We start from the raw sequence: 23,781 nt of genomic DNA on the forward strand, positions 1-23,781 counted from the left end.
TGTATTCACCAAATAAAAATATTCGGTATCAACAAACTTGGCACACTATTGAGTTCTCAAACAACAAACACTCTCGACACCACAATGACCGTTTCAGAAGATCACTGCTTCGCTCCGGAGCAACTTTACAAGCTTACCACCAAGTTGACCGTTGTCAACTCGACTTTTCAGTCTCGTTCACCCCGCCTTTTCCGTTTCGCCCTTTCAGGCTGTCCGGATCAGCGGCGCGAGATAAAACTTTACACGGGTTCGTCCAGGACGCAAAATCGGCCAGCGAGCCGAATTTCAACCCCTAATCCGAACTTGACTAGGCGTTTCCTTAATTAGGTACAACAAAACCGCCAGAAAAGTGTCTTGGTTCACAAGATTTTCCGGCGGTTTCGTGTAGTGCGGTAGTTCTTGGGCCTTACTTGACCAGTTCAGCCACTGCCATGTTCTTCTTGCCGCGGCGCACGATCGCGTAGCGGCCATGCAGGAAGTCCGCCTCGGCCAGTTCGGTTTCGATGCCGCCAACCTTGCCGTTGTTTACGTAGGCGCCACCTTCAGCTACCGTACGGCGCGCTTCGGACAAGGACTTGCTCAGGCCCGAGGCAACCAGGACATTCAGGATGCCCAGGTCGTCCGCAGCGACCTTTGCCGATGGCAGCTCGGCGATGACCGATTCCAGGGTAGGAAGATCGATCGCGCCCAGATCGCCGTTGCCGAAGACCGCAGCCGAAGCGGCGATAACCTGTTCGGTAGCCTGCACACCGTGGACCAGGGAAGTGACTTCCCAGGCCAAGGTACGCTGGGCGACTCGCTTGAACGGTCGCTCTGCAACTTCGGTTGCCAGTTCCGCGATCTGCTCGCGGGTCAGGAAGGTGAACACCTTCAAGCGGTCGATCACATCCGCGTCGGAGGTATTCAGCCAGAACTGGTAGAAGGTGTACGGGCTGCACATTTCGGCATCCAGCCAGATGGCGTTGCCCTCGGACTTGCCGAACTTGGTGCCATCGGAGTTGGTGATCAGCGGGGTGCCGTAAGCGTGCACCGAGTTGCCCTGGACCTTGCGGATCAGGTCGGTGCCGCTGGTCAGGTTGCCCCACTGGTCCGAGCCGCCGGTCTGCAGGGTGCAGCCGTACTGGCGGTTCAGCTCCAGGAAGTCGTAGCCCTGCAGCACCTGGTAGGAGAACTCGGTGTAGCTGATGCCCTCGTCGGAGTTCAGGCGCGCGGCGACGATCTCCTTCTTGATCATCGTGCCCACACGGAAGTACTTGCCCACATCGCGCAGGAAGTCCAGCGCCGAGAGCTGCTGCGTCCAGTCCAGGTTGTTGACCAGCTGCACCGCGTTCTCGCCCTCATCGGAGAGGAAGCGGGAAACCTGCGCCTGGAGCTTGGCGACCCATTCGGTCACCGTCTCCCTGGTGTTCAAGGTGCGCTCCGCAGTCTGGCGCGGGTCGCCGATCAGGCCAGTGGAACCGCCAACCAGGGCCAGCGGCTTGTGGCCGGCCAGCTGCAGGCGGCGCATGTTCAGCAACTGCACCAGGTTGCCCAGGTGCAGGGATGGCGCAGTGGGATCGAACCCGCAATAGTAGGTCACAGACTCTTCGGACAGGGCTCGTTCCAGCTCGGTTTCGTCGGTGGACACGTGCACCAGGCCGCGCCACTTCAGTTCCTGCCAGACGTTCTCGAAAGATGCGTCGTTGCTCTGTCCCGCAATCACGGGATTCTGCTTCGTATCAGACATGCTCACTGTGACCATTTTCTGTCTTCGTTCTGCCCCGAGTGCACGCGTTCCTGCGTGCGTGCACCTGTGATTGCACCGGGAGTTGGGGTTGCCTTCCCGGCGCATAGGTTTAAGGTTATCGCTTGGTGGCAGGCTCGTGCCACTTGCCCGGCCCGCCCCTTGGTCACATAGCCGACCTCGCGGTGCGCTGCTAGCCTTCCAGGCCTTCAGGCAGTTCGCGGGTGTGGACCACGCGCAGGCGCTGGGTGGTGCGGGTCATCGCCACATACAAATCGCCCACTCCGCCGTCCACCTCGTCCACCAGCTCGGCCGGTTCCAGGATCAGCACGCCGTCGAATTCCAGGCCCTTGGACTCGCGCGCGGTGATCACCACGATGTCCTGGCTCAACCCGCCCGAACCGGCGCCGACACGGTCGCCATAAACGTTCTCGACCGCCGCGCGGATGCGGGCCAGGTCCTGCTGCGGCACGATAATCGCCTGCAGTCCCCCGGCCGAGTACTCCAGCTCTTCGCCAAGCGCGGCCAGGACCGCGTCCTGGACCTCTGCCTCGGTGGTTTTGGTCAGCACCGGTGGCCAGTCGCCTTCGCGGACCGCCTGCGGGGTGGTGATGCGCAGGCCGGCGGCCTGGGCAACGCGCACCGCCGCGTCGGCGATCTGCGCCGGGGTGCGGTAGTTGACGGTCAGCTCTTCGAGCTCGAAGCGCTCACCGAAGAACGGTTCCAGGGCCTGGGACCAGCTGCTGGCGCCCGATGCGGCCGAGGTCTGGGCGATGTCGCCCACGATGGTGAAGGACTTCATCGGGCAGCGGCGAACCAGCAGGCGCCACTGCATCGGCGATAGCTCCTGCGCCTCGTCGACAACGATGTGCCCGTAGGCCCAGGTGCGATCGGCGACGGCGCGTTCGGCGGCAGTGAGCCGGGCCGCGGTTTCCTGGTTAACCCCGGCCACCTGCTCCGCGGTGACCACACCGTCGATGCCGGCGTTTTCCAGCATGGTGTGCATATTGCGCAGCGCGGCCTTGGCATTTTCCACGTCGGCCTCGTACTGGGCGGTGTGGGTGCCGGCCAGCGGGTCGGCGAACTCGCCGAGCAGACCGGATGCTTCATCGAGCAGCGGCACATCGGCCTCGGTGAAGGGCGATCCGGCCCGGCGGTACAGGGCGTCGCGCTCCTTTTCCTTCAGATGCGGCGCCGCGGCGGCCAGCAGGTGCGGGGTGGCGAGCAATTCAGCCACCAGCTGCTGCGGGGTCATCGGCATCCAGCACAGGTTCAGCGCCACGCGCACATCGTTCGATTCGCGCACTTCCTGCGGAAGGTAGGAACGGTCGGTGGTCGAGGACTGCCCGGCCGATTCCTCCAGCTTGCGGCGCAGCTGCTCGGCCAGGTCGCCCACCAGCACCTTGACGAAGGTTTCGCGCGCCTCGTTGTACGGCTTGTGGGTGTGGCGGGCGCGTTCGCGCGCGTTCTTGACCATCTTGGGCGTCAGGGTCAGGCGCGTGCCCTCCACCACCAGGGTGCGGTTCTGCGGGATCAGCCGCTGGCGGTTGCGCACCGCGTTGGCGATCACCCTGGCCATGGACAGCTGGCCCTTGAGCCGGGCGACGGTGCGATTGGTTTCCGGCACCGCGTGGATGCCGTGGTAGAGCTCGCCCACCGAGGACATGACCACGCCGGTCTCACCCAGCGAAGGCAGCACGCGCTCGATGTAGCGCATGAAGGAGTTGGACGGGCCGACGATCAGCACGCCGGCGTTCTTCAGCCGTTCGCGGTACTCGTAGAGCAGGAACGCCGCGCGGTGCAGCGCGACGGCGGTCTTGCCGGTGCCCGGACCGCCCTGGACCACCACGGCGCCGGGCAGCTGCGCGCGGATGATCGCATCCTGCTCGGCCTGGATGGTGCCCACGATATCGCCCATGCGGCCGGTGCGCTTTTCGCGCAAAGCGGCCATCAGCGCGCCCTCGCCGTGATGGGTGTGGCCCTCATCCAGCCAGGTCTCGTCGAGCACGTCGTCCTCGATGCCCGCCACCGTGCGGCCCTTGAGCATCAGGTGGCGGCGGCGGCGCACCCCGCGCGGATTCAGCGCGGTGGCCTGGTAGAAGGGAGCTGCTTCGCTGGCGCGCCAGTCGATCATCAAGCGGTTCAGGTCCTCGTCGGACAAGCCGATGCGGCCGATGTAGCGGGGGGCATCGGAGGTTTCGCCATTGCCGGCTTCCTGCCCCTGGCCATTGGCTGCCATGTCCAGGCGGCCGAAGACCAGGCGGTCCTCGACGGCGTCGAGCTGGGCAATCCGGTCCTCGTAGAGGGTGGCGAAAGAGTCGCGTTCGGACATGTTCTGGAAGGTGCCCACCGCCCCCTGGGCCCGAGTGCGCTCAAGCTGCTCCACCTTTTCGGCGCGCAACTCGTCCAGCCGCGCGTAAAGGCGGCCCACATAGTCGGATTCAGCTAACAGATCGGCCTCGATCGTATCGGTCAACCCAGTTTCCCCTCGCGCTCAAAATGTGCCCCTGCGCAAAGCACAGGGCCCTACGTAAAACGGTTCCCACGTAAAAACACAGGACAGATAATGATACGCGCCTTTTGCCCGGCGCAGGTAATCCCGCGCACGGGTGCCCAAGCGCTGGCCGGGCCCGCCGCGGGGCTGTTCGCCAGCGGCGTGGAACCGTGGCGGTTTGTTACCTGCGGCCGCTTCCCGCGTACCGCTTCGGCACCGCGCGGGGCGCGCTGGCCCTTGCGGGCACCGCGATTTCCGGCTTAGGAGTGGACGACCTGCAAGGAGAGTACCTTCTGCCCCTGGAGCTTGGCGCGGCCTTCGAGGCCATCGAGTTCCAGCACGACGCCGACGCCGGCGATCCTGGCACCGGTCTGCTCCAGCAGGCGGACCGCTGAACCCACGGTGCCGCCGGTGGCCAGCACATCGTCGAGGATCAGCACGCGGGTGCCCGGGGCGATCTCGTCCTTGTGCACCTCGAGGCAGCTGGTGCCGTATTCCAAGGTGTACTCGTCGCGATAGACCTCGCGCGGCAGCTTGCCGGCCTTGCGGATGGTCAGCATGCCCTTGCCCGAAGCGTAGGCCGCCGCCGCCGCCAGCACGAAACCGCGGGCTTCGAGGCCAGCGACGATGTCGAACTGCCCCTCGAAGGGGGCGATCAGCTCGTCGACCATGCGGCGCAGGCCGGTCGGGTCGGCGAAGACCGGGGTGAGGTCCTTGAAGGAGATCCCTGGCTGCGGGTAGTCGGGCACGATCTCGCACAGCCGGTCCAACAGTTCGCTAATGCTCTCAGAAGTAGTCACGCCTAGTAATTTTAGTCCCTTTGCGCGCTGCAAGTTACATGATTGTGCATAATCATGAGCACATTTTGGGCTGCGCCCATGCGGTACGGCGGTCAACCATCCAGGTTAGCGATTCATCAAGCGATCGCTGGGCCAGGGCAGCAGCTTCGGGTCGGCGGCACCGTCGGCGGCCGCGGTCACCTGCACCGGGCCGGCAGCTGGACGACCGGCCAGCCACGCGGCAAGATCAAAGTCGGTCCCCGAAAGCACCCAGGATTTCGCGCCCGTGCCCAGGACGATCGGCGTTTTGCCGTGTGGTTGAAGCACCAAGCGGGTGTCTGACGGTACGCGGGCAGCCAGTGCACGGAAGAGGTGGGCACTGAAAGCCGGTGGCCAGCTGGCCGCCGGGCGGACAAATTCGTCCAGGTCGGTAGCGTGAATCAGCATCTCGCGCCAGGTCGCGCACATCATGTCTGCCGCTGTGGCACCCGGGCGGTAACCCACCGGCTGGTCCCACCGGGCTTCAACGCTGGGCAAGACGGCACGCAGCTGGGCCAGTGCCTCGGTGGCCAGCTCGCGCAGGGACTCCGGCCGCATCAGCGCGGTCATATTGATCGCTTCGATCCGCCCCTCCGCTCCCCCGTCATACATCATGGGCGGCTGATCCGTGCCGGCGTTCTGGAACTGGCGCACCGCGGCCTTCGCGAAGGAAGCCAGATGCGCGATCAATTGCGCGGTATTCCAGCCCGGCAGCGAACTTGGCTTGGCGTACTGCGTGTCGGGAACCTCGCGCAGCTGTACGGACAGTTCGTCCAATGCGGTGGTGACCTGTGCGATAAGTTCGGCCGGCTCCAGAAGTTGAGTCATGAAGCACACTTTAGCGCGAACCGGGCGCAAATGCGCAAGGCGTGGATACCGCCGTTATAGACGCAAAACGGCCACCGGGCAAGATTTCTCCTGCGCGGTGGCCGATTGGCCCAACCTGGTGCTACTTGGCCCAGGCCTTGATCTCTGCGAGTTGGCGTTCGAACTCGAGCAGCTGCGCGGCGACAGCGCTCGGGGCTGTGCCACCCTGGCCGTTGCGGGCGTTCAGCGATCCTTCGGTGGAGAGCACTTCGCGAACCTTCGGTGTCAGGTGCTCGGAGATCCCGGCGAATTCTTCGTCGGTCAGATCCCACAGTTCCACGCCGCGCGATTCGGCCAGCTGCACGGCAGCGCCGGAAAGCTCGTGCGCGTCGCGGAACGGCACGCCCTGGCGGACCAGCCATTCGGCGATGTCGGTGGCCAGCGCGAAGCCCTGCGGCGCCAACTCGGCCATGCGCTCGGTATTGAAGGTCAGGGTGCCCATCATGCCGGCCATCGCTGGCAGCAGCATCTCCAGGGTGTCCGCGGCGTCGAACACCGGCTCCTTGTCTTCCTGCAGGTCGCGGTTGTAGGCCAGGGGCAGGGCCTTGAGGGTAGCGAGCAGGCCGGTCAGGTCGCCGATCAGGCGGCCTGCCTTGCCGCGGGCCAGCTCGGCGATGTCCGGGTTCTTCTTCTGCGGCATGATCGAGGAGCCGGTGGAGAAGGAGTCGTGCAGCTTCACGAAGCTGAATTCCTTGGTGGCCCAGAGGATGACTTCCTCCGAGACGCGCGAGAGGTCCACGCCGATCATGGCGGCGATCCAGGAGAATTCGGCGAACACGTCGCGGGCGGCGGTGCCGTCGATCGAGTTGTGCACGGCCGAGTCGAAGCCCAGCTCGGCGGCGACGAAGTTCGGATCCAGGCCCAGGGTCTGGCCGGCCAGCGCACCGGAACCGTAGGGCGACACGGCGGCACGCTTGTCCCAGTCGACCAGGCGCTGCACGTCGCGCAGCAGCGGCCAGGAGTAGGCCAGCAGCAGGTGCGAGAGCAGAATCGGCTGGGCATGCTGCAGGTGGGTGCGGCCGGGCATTGGAGCATAGGGGTGGGCCTTGGCCTGCTCGACCATCGCGTCGAGGGTGTCGATCACGCCACAGGCGATGATGCGCGCGTGGTCGCGAAGGAACATGCGGCCCAGCGTGGCGATCTGGTCATTGCGCGATCGGCCGGCGCGCAGCTTGCCGCCCAGGGCGGTGCCAGCGCGCTCCAGCAGGCCGCGTTCCAGCGAGCCGTGGACATCTTCGTCGGTTGGCGCTGCGACGTAGGCCTCGGAGATGACGTCTGCTTCAAGCTGGTCCAGGGCGGTGATCATGTCTGCCAGCTCGGCATCGGTGAGCAGGCCGGCGCGGTTGAGCACCTTGGCGTGGGCGCGGGATCCGGCAATATCGTAGCTGGCCAGGCGCCAGTCGAAGTGGGTGGACTTGCTCAGCGCTGCCATTGCATCCGCTGGGCCGCCGGAGAAGCGACCGCCCCAGAGCGATCCTTCATTTGTTGACGAGGCCATGGCCCGTTCCTTTCTGCCGGAGAAAATTTGCACTGCACCCTACTCTAGCAAAGCTTTATGCAATGCAACTCATATTTATGCAACGTTGTGCCGATTCATGCATCACATGCTTTTCGCCGTGGCCGGCACTGCAGTGCTTGGGAAGGCTCCGGAACACGCAGGAAACCTTAAGTTTTGCCTCTTCCAGTACTCAGCGCCCCGGCGTATGGTGTGATCATAGAGCCGATACGGAACGTTCTTCGGAGGTACCAAATGGAAATCCAACTGTACCGGGGTGATATCACCACCCTGAATGTTGATGCCATCGTCAATGCGGCCAATCCTTCGCTGCTCGGTGGAGGCGGCGTCGACGGCGCCATCCATGCAGCTGCCGGTCCCAGCCTGCTGGCCGCCTGCCGGGAAATTCGTGCCAACCGCTACCCCGACGGGATTCCTTCGGGCATTGCCGTAGCCACCAAGGCCGGGAACCTGCATGCCAAGTGGGTCGTCCACACCGCGGCTCCCAATTTGGCGCTGATCAAGCCGAACCCCAAGATCCTCGATGACTGCTTCGTGAATTCCCTATATGTCGCGGCCCGCCACGAGGCCCACTCCGTCGCGTTCCCGGCGATTGGAGCAGGGGCGTTCGGATGGGATCCTGAGCAGGTTGCCGACATCGCCTATGCAGCCATCAGCCGGTGGATCGAGACCAATAAGCATATTTCGCCGATCCACAAGATCATCCTGGTCGCTCATACCGATGAGGTCCAGGCCGCCTTCGAGCGGGCGTTCGCGCTGGATGCCGTAGAAGACATAGCCGCCTGACCGGGCCCGAATACCATCAATGCACGACCGCTGCCGCGCACTCCCAGTCGAGGGCGCGGCAGTTTTGCGAGGTCGGGCAGCTAGGTGCGGGCGAAATAGGTGTTGCGCCGCGGCAGCTGCTGCGGATCAAGATGCTTGGGCAGGATGACATAGGGCAGGCCCTTGATCTTGACCAGTTTCAGGTAGCCGCTGTGGACCATGGTGTGGTGCAGTGCGCACAGCGGGCAGCAGTCCTGGAGCCGGGTATGGCCGCCCTTGGCCCACGGCTTGAAGTGGTGGAATTCGATCAGCGCCGGATCTGCCGTGCAGCCTGGCACCAGGCAGCCGCCGTCCCGGTCGCGGGCGGCAAGTTTCATCCAGCGCGGGAAGAGCCTGGCGTCGCGGCCGATATCCATGATGACCCCGTCAGCGTTGTAGATCGGGCTGAGCACCTTGGCTTCGCACAGCATGGTGCGCAGCTGGGGCGCGGAAATTTTCACGCCGTGCGCGCTGATCCCGGTGAGCGATGCGAGATCTTGGAGGTCTTCGAAGCGCGCGTGCACCACGATTTCGGGGGTGATGCGCTTGCCGCTGCAGTCGGGGCCGATATTGCGCAGGATTGCGTTCAGCGCGTTGAGCCGGCGTTCGGGTACCGAACAGGTAGCCGGTATGCCCGGTGGTGGCGTGTCCGGCGGGTTCGGATCTGGTCCGGCATCGTCCGGTGGAGCTTGCAGGCCAACGCACGCCCAGTCCGGAGGAGGTTGGTCGCCGTGCCAGAGGTGGTCGGCGGGTGTTTCCCATCCGGCCTTGCCATCTTGCGCTTGCTGATCCCCATCGGGCTCTGGGACACCGTCCGCTTCTGCGCCGGTTTGGCCGGGGTGGCCGCCGGTGGGCGGCCCGCTGGCGGACGGCTCCCCGGTATTGCCGTGATCCTGGCCGGAAGGGCTGTCGCCGGGCGGGCGGTGCCCGGGCGCATCCTCGCTGGCGGTGCCTGCGGCCTTGCGGGCGGCGGCGCCGGCCTTGGTGCGCTTGTTGTCGGCCTGCGTGATCAGCGATTCCCAGAGTTCCGCGTCGAGCTCCCGGACACGGACGATGAATTCATGCACCCCGTTGACCACCTTGCCGCGGAAGAGGCCCAGCTTCGGGGTCGTGGACTGGTCGTGGGCGTCCTTGTAGTCCTTGATCAAGCCATTGATGCGCTTCTGGCGGATGCGGATCTGGTCTTCCTTCAGGTGCGCGGCGGCATGCTCCTCCAGCAAGGTGCCGTCGGCGGCCTTGGCCGTGGCCGTCGTGGGCAAGCCGTCGAAGGTGCTGTCTTCGGGTTCGAATTTATCCAGCGCGCGGGCGGTTTTCAGCACCTCGCGGGGGTCCGGCGCGCTGTGCAGGCCGGGCAGGGCCCATCCGGCAGGACAGATCGAGGCTGCCGTGGACGGGGCCGGGCCGGCGAAGTGTTCTGCGAGCAGGGTGAAGCGCGGGGCGCAGGCGGCGCCGGCGATATCCTTGCGGGCGTGGACCAGGTGGGCGTCCTTGACGCGGCGGTCGGCTTCGAAATAATTCACATCGAGCATCTGGGACAGGACGGTGGCCGCATCGAGGTAGAGGGTGCGGCCAGGGGCGAATCGCGGCGGGGCGCTGAAATCGGTGGTGCCCGCGCGCAGGTGGTCGAATTCCGCGAGGTCCAGGGCGTGGGCGGCGGTGGTTTCCACCAGGCTCGCCGCCGTGATGACGGTGCGGGTAGCTTGGCGGCTGAATGCTTCGGCGAAGTGGGCGTGGGCCAGCGCCAGGCGCGGATCTGAGGAGCGCGAAGCCTGGACGCAGAGGTCCTGGAACAGGCACAGGCACGCGGCTTCGGCGCGCAGCAGTCCGGCGGCGTCCAGCGGGGTGCCGCTGTCCAGCTGCCGCGCCACGGTTGCCAGGTTGGCGGCCTGCGCGGGTCCAGCGGTGCTCTTGGCGCTGGCGCTCTCGTGTTGTTCCATGCCCCGATCATCGGGCGCAGCCGGGGCGGGCATGGCAAAGCCGCCGCGAACTGTGGAAAAGTTCGCGGCGGCTTGCGGGGGCTTGCCTGGCGGCGCCGGTGCGCGGCGCCGATCAGCGCGGTTCGGCCAGCTGCAGGAAGCGGGCGGCCACTTCGGCGCCGCCGTCGACCGCGCGGGTGGTGACCATGATGGTGTCGTCCCCCGCGATGCAGCCCAGGATCGAGGGCATCTGCGAGTGGTCGATGGCCAGGGCCAGCAGGTTCGCCGCGCCCGGCGGGGTGCGCAGCACCACGATGTTCCCGGAGGCCTCGGCGGTGACCAGCTGCTCGGCGCAGATCTTGGCCAGGCGGGCGTCGAGCACTTCCTGGGTGATGGCGGTCTTCGGGGAGCGGTCCCCGCCTTCCTGGCGCACCGCGTAGATCAGCTGCCCGGAGTTGTCGCGGATGCGCACCGCTCCGATTTCCACCAGGTCGCGCGAGAGCGTGGCCTGGGTGACCTCCAGCCCGTCGTCCTTGAGCAGGCCAAGCAGCTCGGCCTGGGATTTGACCGAGTTGTTGCCCAGGAACGCGCGGATGCGGGCCTGGCGGGCGGTTTTGGTGCTTGGCTGGGCGGACATCCTAGAGCTCCACTCGTGGATCTTCGGCCAGGCCGGAGGCGACCATCAGCCAGGCCATGACGGCCTTCTGCGCATGCACGCGGTTCTCGGCTTCGTCGAACACGACCGACTGCGGGCCGTCGATGACCTCGGCGTCGATCTCGTAGCCGCGGTAGGCCGGCAGGCAGTGGAGCACAATGGCGTCGTCCTTGGCCAGCTTCATGGCTGCGGCGGTCACCGAGTAATCGGTGAACAGCTGCTGGCGTTCGGCCTTCTCGGCCTCCTGGCCCATGGAGACCCAGGTGTCGGTGACCACCACGTCCGCGTCGGCCAGCGCCGCGGCGGCATCGGTGGTGATCATGACCGATCCGCCGGTCAGCGCGGCGCGCTGCTTGGCGGCTTCGACAATGCGGGTCTCGGGCAGGTAGCCCTTGGGCCCGGCGATGCGCACGTGCATGCCGGCGGTGACCCCGGCCAGCAGGTAGGAGTTGGCCATGTTGTTGGCCGCATCGCCCAGGTAGCTCATGGTCAGGCCCGCGGTGGCGCCCTTGTGCTCGCGCACGGTGAGCAGGTCGGCGATCAGCTGGCAGGGGTGGTAGTCGTCGGACAGCGCGTTGATCACCGGAACCGAGGAGTTCGCGGCCATTTCCTCCAGGCCGGACTGGGCGAAGGTGCGCCACACGATGGTGGAGACCATGCGCTCAAGCACCTTGGCGGAGTCGGCGATGGATTCCTTGTGGCCCAGCTGCGAATCCAGCGAGTTGATGATCAGCGGGGAGCCGCCGAGCTGCGCGATGCCGGCGTGGAAGGACACGCGGGTGCGGGTGGAGGTCTTGTCGAAGAAGACCGCGACGCTCTGCGGGCCGGCGAACGGCTGGTAGCCGTACTTGTCGGCCTTCATCGCCGCGGCCAGGTCCAGCACCTTGGACTGCTCGTCGGGGGTGAAATCGAGGTCGGTCAGGAAGTGGCGGGTTGCGCTCATGGTGTTAGTCCTTTGCTGTCGCAGGGGGTGGTCGCGAAGTTGCTGCTGGCCGCTAGCTGGCCGCGCTGATCAGCCGCGGCAGGGCCGCGATCAGGGTGCCCAGCTGTTCGGTGGTGATCACCAGCGGCGGGGCCAGGCGGATGGTCTTCTCGTCGGTGGCGTTCACGATGAATCCGGCATCCAGCGCCGCGGCAACCAGCTTCGGGGCGTTGGCGGCGGCCAGTTCGAAGGCGGTGAGCAGCCCGGCGCCGCGCACGGCGGCGATGCCCTCGACGCCTGCCAGCTGCTCGCGCAGCCAGGCGCCGGTGGCGCGCACGTGGGCCAGCAGGTTCTGGGATTCGATGGTGTGGATGACGGCCAGGCCGGCGGCGCAGGCTACCGGGTTGCCGCCGAAGGTGGTGCCGTGGTCGCCCGGGGCCAGCCAGCGGGTGTTCTCCTCGCCGAACACGATCATCGCTCCGATCGGGAAGCCTCCGCCCAGGCCCTTGGCCAGCGTCATCACATCCGGGATCACCGGGGCCGAGGCGAAGAACGCCCCGGTGCGGCCCATGCCGGTCTGCACCTCGTCGAAGACCAGCAGGGCGCCGGCTTCGCGGGTGATTTCGCGGGCGGCCTGCAGGTATTCGCCCGGCAGCTCCAGCACGCCGGCTTCGCCCTGGATCGGTTCGATGAACACCGCCGCGACAGTTTCGTCCACCGCGGCACGCAGCGCGTCGATGTCCCCGGCCGGGATCCAGCTGACGTTTCCGGGCAGCGGGGCGAAAGGCGCGCGGTACTTTTCCTTGTAGGTCAGCGACAGCGCACCCAGGGTGCGTCCGTGGAAGGAATGCTCCAGGGCGATCACCTTGGTGCGCGGGGCCTGCTGCGTGCCGGCGTTGCGGCGCGTCAGCTTCAGCGCGGCCTCATTGGCTTCGGTGCCGGAGTTGGCGAAGAAGACCTTGGAGCCGGCCGGGGCGGCCGAGATTTCCAGCAGCTTCTCGGCCAGCGCGATCTGGCTGGGGCTGGTGAAGAAGTTCGAGACATGGCCCAAGGTGGCCAGCTGGCTGCTGATCACGGAAGTCAGCAGCGGGTGCCCGTGGCCCAGGGTGTTGACCGCAATGCCGCCGAGCAGATCCAGGTACTGCTTGCCGTCGGCATCCCAGACGTGGCAGCCGGCCCCGCGCACCAGCACCCGCTGCGGGGTGCCGAATACGCCCAGCAGGGAGCTGGAGTAGCGTTCGGCCAGGGCGGCCGAGGAGAGCTGCGCCAGCCCGGCAACTTCGGCGGCTGCGCCGGGCAGGTCGGAGGAGGTGGTTTCAGCGGCGTGCTCGCTCACTTGGCGTCCTTCTTTGCGGTGTTCATTGCGGTGTCCGTGGCGGCCGGGAGCACCTGGGTGCCCACGCCGGCGGTGGTGAAGATTTCCAGCAGCATCGAGTGCGGCTGGCGGCCATCGACGATGTGGGCCTGGCCCACGCCCTCGTCGACGGCCTTGAGGCAGGCGCCCATTTTCGGGATCATGCCCGATTCCAGGGACGGCAGCATGGAGCGCAGCTCGTCGTTGGTGATCGAGCTGATCAGCGAGGACTTGTCCGGCCAGGCGGCGTACAGGCCCTCCACGTCGGTGAGGATCACCAGCTTGGCGGCGCCCAGTGCGGTGGCCAGCGCGGCCGCGGCGGTATCCGCGTTGACGTTCAGCACCGCTCCGGTGGGCTCGCCGAATTCGTCGAACTCCGGGGCGACGGTGGAGATGACCGGGATCATCCCGGCGTCCACCAGCGAGTCCACCTGGTCGGTGCGCACGGTCGTGACCTCGCCGACCAGCCCCAGGTCCACGGGCAGCCCGTCGACCACGGTGCCGGTGCGCACCGCCTGCAAGGTGGCGCCGTCCTCGCCGGACATGCCCACCGAGTAGGGGCCGTGCGAGTTGATCAGGCCGACCAGGTCGCGCTGCACCTGGCCGGTGAGCACCATCCGCACCACGTCCATGGCCTCGGGGGTGGTCACCCGCAGCCCGCCGCGGAACTCGGATTCGATCCCGAGGGTGTCGAGCATCTTGTTGATCTGCGGTCCCCCGCCGTGCACCACCACCGGGTTGATCCCGGCGTGGCGCAGGAACACGATGTCCTCGGCGAAGGCGCGGCGCAGTTCGTCGTTGACCATCGCGTTGCCACCGTACTTGATGACCATCGTGGTCCCGGCGAAGCGCTGGATCCAGGGCAGCGCCTCGATGAGCGCTTCGGCCTTGGACTGGGCGATATCCAGGTTGGTGCGGGCGGTGTGGGCCATGGGAGTGTTCCTTGTTTCTGCCTAGCTGGAGTAGGCGGAGTTCTCGTGGACGTAGTCGTGGGTCAGGTCGTTGGTCAGCACGGTGGCTTCTTCGGTGCCCGCGTTCAGGTCGATCTCGATCAGGACATTGCGCTCTTCGAGCGAAACCAGGTTGCGGTCCTCGCCGACGCCGCCGTTCTTGCAGACCATCACGGAGTTGATCGACACATTCAGCTCATCGGGCTCGAACGCGGCCTTGGTGGTGCCGACCTCGGAGAGCACCCGGCCCCAGTTGGGGTCCTTGCCGAAGACCGCGGTCTTGACCAGGTTGGAGCGCGAGACGGCCTTGGAGACTTCCAGGGCGTCGGCCTCGGTGGCGGCGTTGCAGGTGCGGATCGCGATGGTGTGCTCCGCCCCTTCGGCATCCTCGATCAGCTTCGCGGCCAGCTCGCAGCAGGCGTCGGTCAGCGCCGCGGTGAACTCGGCGAGGTCCGGGGCGGCGCCCGAGGCGCCGGAGGCCAGCAGCAGCACGGTGTCGTTGGTGGACATGCAGCCATCGGAGTCCGCGCGGTCGAAGCTCATCGCGGTGGCGGCGCGCAGCGCGGCGTCGGCCTGTTCGGAAGTGAGCACCGCGTCGGTGGTGAGCACCACCAGCATGGTGGCCAGCGCCGGGGCGAGCATGCCCGCGCCCTTGGCCATGCCGCCGATGATCACCTGGCCGGAGCCCGGCGCCCCGACGATGCGGGAGACCAGCTTCGGCACGGTGTCGGTGGTCATGATGCCCGCAGCGGCCTCATCGGCCGCGTTCTGGTCGGCGGCCAGCGCCTCGGCGGCGGCCTGGACGCCGGGCAGCAGCTTGTCCATGGGCAGCTGCATCCCGATCAGCCCGGTGGAAGCCACCGCCACGTCGCCGGCGGAAACCGAGAGCAGCTGCCCGGCGTATTCGGCGGTCTTGTGGGTGTTCGCGAAGCCTTCGGCGCCGGTGCAGGCGTTGGCTCCGCCGGAGTTGAGCACCACGGCGTCGATGCGGCCGTCGGCCAGCACCTGCTTGGACCAGTGCACCGGGGCGGCGGCCACGCGGTTGGAGGTGAACACGCCGGCGGCGGTGAACTGCGGCCCGAGGTTCTTGACCACGACCACGTCGTTCTTGCCGGTGGACTTCAGGCCTGCCGGGACTCCGGCGGCGGCGAAGCCTGCCGGTGCGGTGACGCCGGTGGCGGCAGCGGATGGGTGGGTGTTGGTGTGCGCGAGGCTCACGGTGCAACTCCTTGCATGAGCAATCCGGTGTTTTCTTCCAGTCCCAGTGCGATGTTCATCGACTGGACCGCGGCACCTGCGGTGCCCTTGGTGAGATTATCCAGTGCGGCGGTGACGATCACGCGGTTGGCGTGGGTGTCGAAGGCCAGCTGCAGCTGGACGTGGTTGGAGCCCTGCACCGCGCCGGTGGTCGGCCACTGGCCCTCGGGCAGCAGGTGCACGAAGAGCTCGCCGGCGTAGGCCGCGGACCAGGCTTCGCGCAGCTGCGCTTCGGTCACACCGGGCTTGGCCTTGGCGGTGGCGGTGGTCAGGATGCCGCGGGGCATCGGGGCCAGGGTCGGGGTGAAGGAGACGGTGACCGGTTCGCCGGCCAGCTTGGAGAAGCCCTGCTCCATTTCCGGGATGTGGCGGTGGGACCCGCCCACCCCGTAGGTGCTCATCGAGCCCATCACTTCACTGCCCAGCAGGTTCGGCTTCAGCGACTTGCCGGCACCCGAGGTGCCCGAGGCGGAAACGATGACCACGTCGTCGGCTTCCAGCAGGCCGGCGGCGAAGCCCGGAGCCAGGGCCAGCTGCGCGCCGGTCGGGTAGCAGCCCGGGACGGCCACGCGCTTGGTGCCGACCAGCTTTTCGCGCGCCCCGGGAAGCTCGGGCAGGCCATAGGGCCAGAAGCCGGCATGCTCCGAGCCGTAGAATTTCTCCCAGGCGGCCGCCGATTCCAGCCGGTGGTCCGCGCCGGCGTCGATGACCAGGGTGGATTCGGGCAGTGCCGCGGCCACCGCGGCCGATGCGCCGTGCGGCAGGGCCAGGAACACGACGTCGTGCCCGGCGAGGTTTTCAACGGTGGTGTCCACCAGGACGCGATCGGCGAGCGCATGCAGGTGCGGGGCGATCGAGCCGAGCCGCTGCCCGGCCTGCGAATGCGCGGTGATCGCGCCAATCTCTACTTCTGGGTGGGCCGCGAGGATGCGCAGGACCTCGCCACCGGCGTATCCACTGGCGCCGGAAACGGCTACTGAAATCGTCATGACCAGATTCTACCGCGAAATATTCATGCACGCTAATAAATATTCATAAAATTCTTCGTCACGTAACCGGACATCCACCCCAAGGTGCCCGTGCAGCTGCCCGAAGTCCTAAACTGGCCCTAAGACCGTCCCCGGCATCCAGCGCCGGGATCGAAACACGCAGCTAAGGAGCGCCGCACTATGAAGCAGCAAGCCATTGTGGTTCACGAACCGTCCGATGCCAGCGGGCTGGTGCCGGGCGAGATCCCGGTCCCTGCCCCGGGCCCGGGCCAGCTGCTGGTGAAGATCGCGGCCACCGGCGTGAACTTCATCGAGACCTACCAGCGCAGCGGCGTGTACAAGGTGGACTACCCCTTCACCCCGGGCACCGAGTTCTCCGGCGTGGTGGAGCAGATCGGCGACGGCGTGCAGAATTACCAGGTGGGCGACCGGGTGGCCACCGCCTCCGGCTCCCGGGGCTATGCCCAGTACGCGCTGGTGGAGGCCAAGCGCGCGGGCAAGGTGCCCGATGCGGTGAACCTGAGCATCGCCGCTGCGTTGCCGCTGCAGGGCATGACCGCGCACTACCTGGTGCATTCGAGCTACATGGTGCGCTCCGGCGATGTCATCCTGACCTACGCGGGCGCCGGCGGCGTGGGATTGATCCTCACCCAGCTGCTCAAGCTCAAGGGCGCCACCGTGATCACCACCGCCTCCACGCAGGAAAAGAAGGACCTGGCCAAGGCGGCCGGAGCCGACCACGTGGTGGATTACCACCAGGTGGCGGACACCGTCGAGCAGGTCACCGGCGGCGCGGGCGTGCACGCGGTCTACGACGGCATCGGCAAGGACACCTTCGAGACCTCGCTGGCAGCCCTGCGCCGGCGCGGCACCCTGGTGCTCTTCGGCGGGGCCAGCGGCCAGGTCCCGGACTTCAACCTGCAGCGGCTGAACGCCGGCGGTTCGCTGAGCGTGACCCGGCCGAAGCTCGATGACTTCCTGGCCACCGAACAGGAGCTGCACTGGCGCTTCGGCGATATCTTCGGCTGGGTCGCCACCGGGGACATCGATGTGCGCATCGGCGCCGAATTCCCGCTGGCCGAAGCCGCCGCGGCCCATGCCGCGCTGGAATCGCGCGGCACCACCGGCAAGGTCATCCTGGTTCCCTAGCGATGGCCGAGCACCTCTTGCGCCAGGACGCCGGCATCCGCCCCGAAAACGACTCGGCGGTCCCGGCGTATCTGCGGGCCCTGGGCATCCCCGGGCTGATTGACCTGCATGTGCATTTCATGCCCGAGAACGTGCTGGCCAAGGTCTGGTCCTACTTCGATGGCGAAGCGCAGCGCAGCGGCCACGCTTGGCCGATCAGCTACCGGCTGCCCGAGTCCCGGCGCGCAGCGGCGCTCAAGGAGCTGGGCGTGATCTCCTATGGCACCCTGAGCTATGCCCACCGTCCGCTGATGGCCGCCTGGCTCAACGACTATTCGCGGCAATTCGCCGCGCGCCATCCCGAAGCGATCCGTTCGGGCACCTTCTACCCGGAGCCCGGGGTCACCGAGCTGGTGCGCGGCGCCATCGCCGACGGGGTGCAGGTTTTCAAGGTGCACGTGCAGGTGGGCGGCTTCACCCCGCTCGATCCCCTGCTCGACCAGGCCTGGGAGTTGCTCGCCGAGGCCGGCACACCGGTGGTGATCCATTGCGGCAATGGGCCGCATCGCGGCCGGTTCACCGGGATCGAGCCCATCCGGGAATTGATTGCCCGGCATCCCGGGCTGGTACTGGTCATCGCCCATGCCGGATTGCCCGACTATGCGCAGTTCGCGCAGCTGGCCGCAGAGCATCCCAACGCCTATCTGGATACCACCATGGTGGGCACCGGGTTCATGAATCGCAGGGCCCCGCTGCCGGCTGATTATCCGCAGCTCGTGGCCGGGCTCTCGCACAAGATCGTGTTCGGCTCCGACTTCCCGAATATCCCCTATTCCTACAGCCACCAGATCCAGGCGCTGGAAGAATGGGGCCTGGGCGCGGCGTGGATGCGCAACGTGCTGCACAACACCCCGCTCAGGCTGCTGCAGGAGGTGCGCAACAGTTGAGAGATGCATGACACTTCAACCATTTTCTTTCCGCTTGCGCGCTGCGGCACGCTTTAATGGTTGTTGGAACCTCGCGTTCCGCCCCTCCAGGATCCACTTCACTTCCGGGACGCTTTCCCCCAGCGGCCCGACACGCTCTTTAGTGAAGGGACGGATCCGATCAGCATGGATAGCGAACAATCTCCAGCGCCGGATGCACCAATCCACCCACCCCAGTTCCCCTCCGGTGCCCTGGCGCCAGCTGCGCGCACCCTCATGGACATCCTGCAGGCCACTGCCGATGCCCATCCCGATGCGCCGGCCATTGACGACGGACAACGCGTGGAAAGCTACGCGGAACTTCTCGACGAGGTCAAGGACAAGGCCCGGCGCTTGCATGAGCAGGGCCTGGGCGCTGGCGACCGCATCGGCGTGCGCGTTGAATCCGGCACCCGGCACCTGTACGAATGGATCCTCGCGATCTTGCGGGTTGGCGCCGCCTATGTCCCGGTGGACGCCGATGACCCCGATGAGCGCGCCAAGACCGTGTTCACCGAGGCCCAGGTGGCTGGCATCATCAAGGGCAAGGACACCATCGTGGCCAGTGCCCAGCGACCCAAGCCCTTCCCATCCCCGCGGATGCCCGGGCTGGAAGACGACGCATGGATCATCTTCACTTCGGGTTCCACCGGCAAGCCCAAGGGCGTAGCCGTCACCCATCGCTCGGCCGCCGCCTTCGTCGACGCCGAAGCGGAGATGTTCCTGCCCGAAGATCCGCTGAACACCACCGACCGCGTGCTGGCCGGGCTGTCGGTGGCCTTCGACGCGTCCTGCGAGGAAATGTGGATCGCGTGGCGCAATGGCTCCTGCCTGGTACCTGCGCCACGCGCGCTGGTGCGCAGCGGCATGGATCTGGGCCCGTGGCTGATTTCCCGTTCCATCACCGCGGTGTCCACCGTGCCGACCTTGGCAGCGCTGTGGCCGGCGCAGGCGCTGGACTCGGTGCGCCTGCTGATCTTCGGCGGCGAGGCCTGCCCGCCGGAACTGGCTGGACGCCTGGCCACCGAAGGCCGCGAAGTCTGGAACACCTACGGACCGACCGAAGCTACCGTCGTGGCCTGCGGCGCCACCATGGATGGCAGCGTGCCGGTACGCATCGGCCTGCCGCTGGCCGGGTGGGATCTGGCCGTAGTCGATCCCGCGGGGATCCCGGTGGCCGAAGGCGAATCCGGCGAGCTGATCATCGGCGGCGTGGGCCTGGCCCGCTACCTGGATCCCGAAAAGGATGCGCAGAAGTACGCGCCGATGCCCACCTTGGGGTGGGATCGTGCCTACCGCTCGGGCGATATGGTGGTCAACGACCCGCTGGGCTTGATTTTCATTGGCCGCGTGGATGACCAGGTGAAGATCGGCGGCCGCCGCATCGAGCTGGGCGAAATCGACGCCGCGCTCAATTCCCTTCCCGGGGTTTCCTCCGCCGCGGTGGCGGTGCGCGAAACCGCCACCGGAAACAAGGTCCTGGTCGGCTACCTGCAGGCCACCGAAGACTATGATCTGGCCGCCGCCCGCACCCGGCTGCTGGCGGACCTGCCAGCGCCGATGGTGCCGATCCTGGCGGTCATGGACAGCCTGCCGATGAAGACCAGCGGCAAGGTGGACCGCAATGCGCTGCCGTGGCCGCTGCCGGGCACAGGGCTTGCTGCCGATACTTCGCAGCTGCCGGACCTCGATGATACCGGCCAGTTCATTGCCGGCGCATGGCAAGGCGCCTTGGGAGCCCCGGCCGCCAGCTTCGATGCCGATTTCTTTGCTTCCGGCGGCGGATCGCTGGCCGCGGCCCAGCTGGTTTCGGCCCTGCGCGCCCGCTACCCGGATTTGACCGTCGCGCAGCTCTACGACTACCCGCGCTTCGGCGCCCTGGTGGAATACCTCGGCGGACAGCAGCAAGCCACGGCCCCTGCCGAGCCGCGCACCGTCACGCGCACCCGGCGCGGAACCCAGTGGGCCCAGTCCCTGGCCGCCGTCCCGCTGTTCATCCTCTCGGGCCTGCGCTGGTTCACCTACCTCATGCTGGGCCACCTGTTCCTGGCATCCCTCGGCGTATTCGAGGCGCGCCTGCCGGCCCCTTGGTATGTGCTTGCCGGCCTCTGGCTGGTCTTCGTGACCCCCATTGGGCGCATGAGCCTGTCCATCGTGGCCAAGAAGCTCTTGCTGCACGATTTGAAGCCGGGCACCTACCCGCGTTCGGGGTCAATGCACCTGCGGCTGTGGCTGGCCCAGCACATTGCCGATGTGGTGGACCCGGTGTCCCTGGCCTCGGCTCCCCTGCTTCCCTGGTATGCGCGGATGCTCGGTGCGCAGATCGATCGCACCGCCACCTTGCACACCCTGCCGCCGGTCACCGGCATGCTGAAGGTCGGCCCCGGCGCCACCATCGAACCCGAGGTGGATGTCTCGGGCTACTGGATCGACGGGGACAAGCTGCACGTGGGCACCATTGAGATCGGCGCCCATGCCTCCATCGGCGCCCGCAGCACCCTGGCCCCCGGCGCGGCTATCGGCGCGCACACCATCGTGGAAGCCGGATCCGCAGTCTACGGCCAGGCCCGCAGCCACTCCCGTTATGCCGGCTCGCCGGCGCACCGCGAGGGCAAGGCCAAGCCGAAGTGGCCGCTGGCCGAACCCGGGCACAAGGCGCTTCCCCGCGTGCTGGGCGGAATCGGTTCCATCGTCCTGAACCTCGCGCAGTGGATCCCGGTCATCGCGGCCTTGCTGGCCATCGCCCCGGTGATTGGCACCGCGCAATCGCTGGCCGGAATCGGCTGGCGTTTCATTCCGGCCGTGGCGCTGGGCGCCGCCGTGTGGTTCCTCTCCACCATGGTGGTGACCATCGTGGTTGTCCGCCTGCTTTCCATCGGCCTGGTGGAAGGCTGGCATCCGGTCACTTCCCGGGTGGGATGGCAAGCATGGGCTACCGAACGCGTCCTTGATACCGCCCGCGACCTGCTCTTCCCGCTCTACGCTTCGCTGTTCACCCCGATCTGGCTGCGTTTGCTGGGCGCCAAGGTGGGCCGCGATGTGGAGATCTCCACGGTGCTGCTCATCCCGAAGATGACCACCATTTCCTCCGGTGCGTTCCTGGCCGATGACACGATGGTTGCCTCCTACGAGCTCGGTGGCGGCTGGATGCACATCGCCCCGGTCCGCGTGGGCAAGAAGGCCTTCCTGGGCAACTCCGGAATCCTGCATGCCGGGCGCCGGGTGCCCAAGCGCTCGCTGATCGCGGTGCTTTCGGCCACGCCGAAGAAGATGAAGGCCGGCACCTCGTGGATCGGCTCGCCCCCGCACAAGCTGCGCCGCACCACCGTGGAAGGCGAATCGGATCTGACCTACCGCCCGACCCGCAAGCTCAAGGCGATGCGGGCGGCCTGGGAGCTGACCCGTGGCCTGGCCGTGTTCACCACCGTCGGGATTGCCGGCGGCGTACTCTGGGCGCTGGCCGCGTTGACCACCTACTTCAGCCCGCTGGCCGCGATCCTGCTCTCCGGTGCCGTGCTGGTTCTGGCCGGAGCGGTCGCCGCACTGGTGGCAGTGGTTGCCAAGTGGCTGGTGGTCGGCGTAATCCGTCCGGGAGAACATGCGCTGTGGAGCTCATTCATCTGGCGCACCGAAATGGTGGACTCGTTCACCGAGCTGGTCTGCGCGCAATGGTTCGCCCGCTTGGCTTCGGGCACCCCGGCCCTGGTCTGGTTCCTGCGTGCGCAGGGGGCGAAGATCGGCCATGGCGTGTGGTGCGAAAGCTACTGGTTCCCGGAAGCGGACCTGGTGACGCTGGAAGACCACGCCACGGTGAACCGCGGCTGCGTCTTGCAGACCCACCTGTTCCATGACCGGATCATGTCCATCGATGCGGTGTCCTTGGGTGCCGGGGCAACGCTCGGCCCGCACAGCGTCATCCTGCCAGCCGCGCGGATCTCCGAAGGCACCACCACCGGACCGGCCAGCCTGGTGCTGCGCGGCGAGGTGCTTCCGGCCAATACCTACTGGCGCGGCAATCCGGCGGTACGCTGGAACATCGAGCACGAGACCGAAACCGAGCAGCCAGTTGACCAACAAGCCTGAGGATTCCCCACCGATGCCCCACCACATACTCGACGAGTACACCAAGCACCATGGGTCCCCGCAGTACACGGTCGAGCACTATGACCTGTCCCTGGTCATCAAGCTCGCCAGCAATCTGCTCGATGGCCGGGCCATGCTGCGCATCCGCGCCTTGGAGGATATCGATGAGGTCGCGTTGAATCTCAGCGGCTTGAAGATCATCAAGGCCACCTGCCAGGGACGCAAGGTGCAGGTGGCCAAGAAGCACCACCGCATGGTCGTTTCCCTGCCAGTAGTTGTGAAAGCCGGTGAGCGCGTGGAGCTGAACCTGCGCTATGCCGGCAGCCCGCAGGCGCAGGACGGGCTGTGGGGCGAGCTTGGCTGGGAAGAGCTCACCGACGGCATCCTGGTCTCCGGCCAGCCGGTGGGTGCCTCTACCTGGTACCCGTGCAACGACCACCCCAGCCACAAGTCCAGCTACCGCTTCGAGGTATCCGCGGATGCCGGATACCGTGTAGTGGCCAATGGCCAGCTGGTGGATCATCGCCGTTCGGCCAGCCGCGAGACGTGGGTGTACGAGCAGCATGAGCCGATGGCCAGCTACCTGGCCACCTTGCAGATCGGCCGCTACTCCCAGATTCCTTTTGATCAGGGCGGCCACCTGGTTGCCTATTCGGTTCCGGGGACCGACTTGCCAGTGCGCGGCGCTTTTGCGAAGCAGGCCGCGATGGCTGACCTGTTCGAGCGGAAGTTCGGCCCGTACCCGTTCGAGAGCTACAAGATCGTCGTGGTCGATGACGAGCTGGAGATCCCGCTCGAAGCCCAGGGCCTGAGCATCTTCGGCAAGAACCATTTGTCGCTGCAGTGGGAAGCCCAGCGCTTGATCGCCCACGAGTTCGCGCACCAGTGGTTCGGCAACTCCCTGACCCCGGGGCGCTGGAAGGATATCTGGCTCAACGAGGGCTTCGCTTGCTTCAGCGAATGGGTGTACTCGGAAGAAGCCCAGGTGATGCCGTTGGACGAGCGTGCCCGCAACGCGTGGACAATGCTCGACGGATTGCCCCAGGACATCATGGTCGGGGATCCCGGGCCCAAGGACATGTTCGATGACCGGGTATACAAGCGCGGCGCGCTGACCCTGTATGCGTTGATGAGGCGGCTGGGCGAAACGGACTTCTACACGATGCTTCGCCAATGGACCGCCACGCATCAGCACTCAACGGTCAGCACGCAGAAGTTCGCTGATCTATTGGGCCAATACGCGCCGGCTGAAGAGATCCGGGCCATCCTGGACGCATGGCTGTTTTCCGAAGCTCTTCCGCCCTTCCCCGCCTGATCGGTGCACGGCGCCATGCTTTTCC

General features: G+C 66.6%; 18 protein-coding genes. 6 read left to right on the forward strand and 12 right to left on the reverse strand.

Features of this window, described 5'->3' with window-relative positions; translation table 11 throughout:
* The coding region (locus tag ACRDT3_RS12530) for a hypothetical protein (RefSeq protein ID WP_431493293.1) at positions 1-296 on the forward strand (296 nt) is incomplete at its 5' end.
* 110 nt (positions 297-406) lie between these two features.
* On the opposite strand, the gene tyrS is transcribed toward ACRDT3_RS12530, so the two are convergent.
* The 5 genes from tyrS to argH all read right to left on the reverse strand — a co-directional run bounded on the left by tyrS (position 407) and on the right by argH (position 7,400).
* A complete protein-coding gene (gene tyrS, locus ACRDT3_RS12535; protein ID WP_431493294.1) occupies positions 407-1,726 on the reverse strand; it encodes a tyrosine--tRNA ligase in 1,320 nt (439 codons plus the stop codon).
* Between the two features lie 190 nt (positions 1,727-1,916).
* Positions 1,917-4,199, reverse strand: a complete 2,283-nt coding sequence (locus ACRDT3_RS12540) for a HelD family protein (RefSeq protein WP_431493295.1) — start codon at positions 4,197-4,199, stop codon at positions 1,917-1,919.
* 278 nt (positions 4,200-4,477) lie between these two features.
* Positions 4,478-5,017, reverse strand: coding sequence for an adenine phosphoribosyltransferase (locus tag ACRDT3_RS12545; RefSeq protein WP_431493296.1), 540 nt, complete (start codon positions 5,015-5,017; stop codon positions 4,478-4,480).
* Between the two features lie 105 nt (positions 5,018-5,122).
* A complete protein-coding gene (locus ACRDT3_RS12550) occupies positions 5,123-5,863 on the reverse strand; it encodes a maleylpyruvate isomerase family mycothiol-dependent enzyme (RefSeq protein ID WP_431493297.1) in 741 nt (246 codons plus the stop codon).
* Positions 5,864-5,984: 121 nt separating this feature from the next.
* Positions 5,985-7,400, reverse strand: a complete 1,416-nt coding sequence (gene argH, locus ACRDT3_RS12555; protein ID WP_431493298.1) for an argininosuccinate lyase — start codon at positions 7,398-7,400, stop codon at positions 5,985-5,987.
* Between the two features lie 252 nt (positions 7,401-7,652).
* Here argH and ACRDT3_RS12560 point away from each other — a divergent pair, with 252 nt between their 5' ends.
* Complete coding sequence (locus ACRDT3_RS12560) at positions 7,653-8,204, forward strand: macro domain-containing protein (RefSeq protein WP_431493299.1); 552 nt, start codon at positions 7,653-7,655, stop codon at positions 8,202-8,204.
* A gap of 80 nt (positions 8,205-8,284) precedes the next feature.
* Here ACRDT3_RS12560 and ACRDT3_RS12565 read toward each other — a convergent pair whose 3' ends face one another.
* From ACRDT3_RS12565 to argC, 7 genes are all read right to left on the reverse strand, one after another.
* On the reverse strand, positions 8,285-10,159 hold the full coding sequence (locus tag ACRDT3_RS12565; protein ID WP_431493300.1) for a hypothetical protein: 1,875 nt from the start codon (positions 10,157-10,159) through the stop codon (positions 8,285-8,287).
* Positions 10,160-10,271: 112 nt separating this feature from the next.
* Positions 10,272-10,775, reverse strand: a complete 504-nt coding sequence (locus ACRDT3_RS12570) for an arginine repressor (protein ID WP_431493301.1) — start codon at positions 10,773-10,775, stop codon at positions 10,272-10,274.
* A 1-nt stretch (position 10,776) separates the two neighbouring features.
* Positions 10,777-11,736 (reverse strand): ornithine carbamoyltransferase, encoded by a 960-nt coding sequence (gene argF, locus ACRDT3_RS12575; protein ID WP_431493302.1) that lies wholly within the window; start codon positions 11,734-11,736, stop codon positions 10,777-10,779.
* A 52-nt stretch (positions 11,737-11,788) separates the two neighbouring features.
* Entirely contained in the window at positions 11,789-13,051 is a 1,263-nt protein-coding gene (locus tag ACRDT3_RS12580; RefSeq protein WP_431493303.1) for an acetylornithine transaminase, read from the reverse strand.
* Entirely contained in the window at positions 13,048-14,001 is a 954-nt protein-coding gene (gene argB / locus ACRDT3_RS12585) for an acetylglutamate kinase (RefSeq protein ID WP_431493304.1), read from the reverse strand. The genes ACRDT3_RS12580 and argB overlap by 4 nt, the downstream gene beginning before the upstream one ends.
* A 21-nt stretch (positions 14,002-14,022) precedes the next feature.
* Positions 14,023-15,237, reverse strand: coding sequence for a bifunctional glutamate N-acetyltransferase/amino-acid acetyltransferase ArgJ (gene argJ / locus ACRDT3_RS12590; RefSeq protein WP_431493305.1), 1,215 nt, complete (start codon positions 15,235-15,237; stop codon positions 14,023-14,025).
* On the reverse strand, positions 15,234-16,265 hold the full coding sequence (gene argC, locus ACRDT3_RS12595; RefSeq protein WP_431493306.1) for an N-acetyl-gamma-glutamyl-phosphate reductase: 1,032 nt from the start codon (positions 16,263-16,265) through the stop codon (positions 15,234-15,236). The genes argJ and argC overlap by 4 nt, the downstream gene beginning before the upstream one ends.
* Before the next feature lie 180 nt (positions 16,266-16,445).
* Here argC and ACRDT3_RS12600 point away from each other — a divergent pair, with 180 nt between their 5' ends.
* The 4 genes from ACRDT3_RS12600 to ACRDT3_RS12615 all read left to right on the forward strand — a co-directional run bounded on the left by ACRDT3_RS12600 (position 16,446) and on the right by ACRDT3_RS12615 (position 23,756).
* The gene (locus ACRDT3_RS12600; RefSeq protein WP_431493307.1) at positions 16,446-17,414 is read left to right on the forward strand and encodes a quinone oxidoreductase family protein; all 969 of its coding nucleotides are present in this window, start codon (positions 16,446-16,448) and stop codon (positions 17,412-17,414) included.
* Positions 17,415-17,416: 2 nt separating this feature from the next.
* Positions 17,417-18,340: an amidohydrolase family protein gene (locus tag ACRDT3_RS12605; RefSeq protein ID WP_431493308.1), complete on the forward strand. Its 924-nt coding sequence runs from the start codon at positions 17,417-17,419 to the stop codon at positions 18,338-18,340.
* 165 nt (positions 18,341-18,505) lie between these two features.
* Positions 18,506-22,441 carry a Pls/PosA family non-ribosomal peptide synthetase gene (locus tag ACRDT3_RS12610; protein ID WP_431493309.1) on the forward strand — a complete coding sequence of 1,312 codons (3,936 nt, stop codon included), beginning with the start codon at positions 18,506-18,508 and terminating at the stop codon, positions 22,439-22,441.
* A 13-nt stretch (positions 22,442-22,454) separates the two neighbouring features.
* Positions 22,455-23,756, forward strand: coding sequence for a M1 family metallopeptidase (locus ACRDT3_RS12615; RefSeq protein WP_431493310.1), 1,302 nt, complete (start codon positions 22,455-22,457; stop codon positions 23,754-23,756).
* Positions 23,757-23,781: the final 25 nt, after the last annotated feature.

Source organism: Glutamicibacter sp. (genome assembly GCF_050701915.1).
Lineage (GTDB): Bacteria > Actinomycetota > Actinomycetes > Actinomycetales > Micrococcaceae > Glutamicibacter.

Excerpts from the sequence above, each read along its gene's own strand:
- tyrS (WP_431493294.1), bottom strand. The coding sequence starts at position 1,726 with ATGTCTGATACGAAGCAGAATCCCGTGATTGCGGGACAGAGCAACGAC.
- ACRDT3_RS12550 (WP_431493297.1), bottom strand. The coding sequence starts at position 5,863 with ATGACTCAACTTCTGGAGCCGGCCGAACTTATCGCACAGGTCACCACC.
- argH (WP_431493298.1), bottom strand. The coding sequence starts at position 7,400 with ATGGCCTCGTCAACAAATGAAGGATCGCTCTGGGGCGGTCGCTTCTCC.
- ACRDT3_RS12560 (WP_431493299.1), top strand. The coding sequence starts at position 7,653 with ATGGAAATCCAACTGTACCGGGGTGATATCACCACCCTGAATGTTGAT.
- ACRDT3_RS12565 (WP_431493300.1), bottom strand. The coding sequence starts at position 10,159 with ATGGAACAACACGAGAGCGCCAGCGCCAAGAGCACCGCTGGACCCGCG.
- ACRDT3_RS12570 (WP_431493301.1), bottom strand. The coding sequence starts at position 10,775 with ATGTCCGCCCAGCCAAGCACCAAAACCGCCCGCCAGGCCCGCATCCGC.
- argF (WP_431493302.1), bottom strand. The coding sequence starts at position 11,736 with ATGAGCGCAACCCGCCACTTCCTGACCGACCTCGATTTCACCCCCGAC.
- argB (WP_431493304.1), bottom strand. The coding sequence starts at position 14,001 with ATGGCCCACACCGCCCGCACCAACCTGGATATCGCCCAGTCCAAGGCC.
- argC (WP_431493306.1), bottom strand. The coding sequence starts at position 16,265 with ATGACGATTTCAGTAGCCGTTTCCGGCGCCAGTGGATACGCCGGTGGC.
- ACRDT3_RS12600 (WP_431493307.1), top strand. The coding sequence starts at position 16,446 with ATGAAGCAGCAAGCCATTGTGGTTCACGAACCGTCCGATGCCAGCGGG.
- ACRDT3_RS12605 (WP_431493308.1), top strand. The coding sequence starts at position 17,417 with ATGGCCGAGCACCTCTTGCGCCAGGACGCCGGCATCCGCCCCGAAAAC.
- ACRDT3_RS12610 (WP_431493309.1), top strand. The coding sequence starts at position 18,506 with ATGGATAGCGAACAATCTCCAGCGCCGGATGCACCAATCCACCCACCC.
- ACRDT3_RS12615 (WP_431493310.1), top strand. The coding sequence starts at position 22,455 with ATGCCCCACCACATACTCGACGAGTACACCAAGCACCATGGGTCCCCG.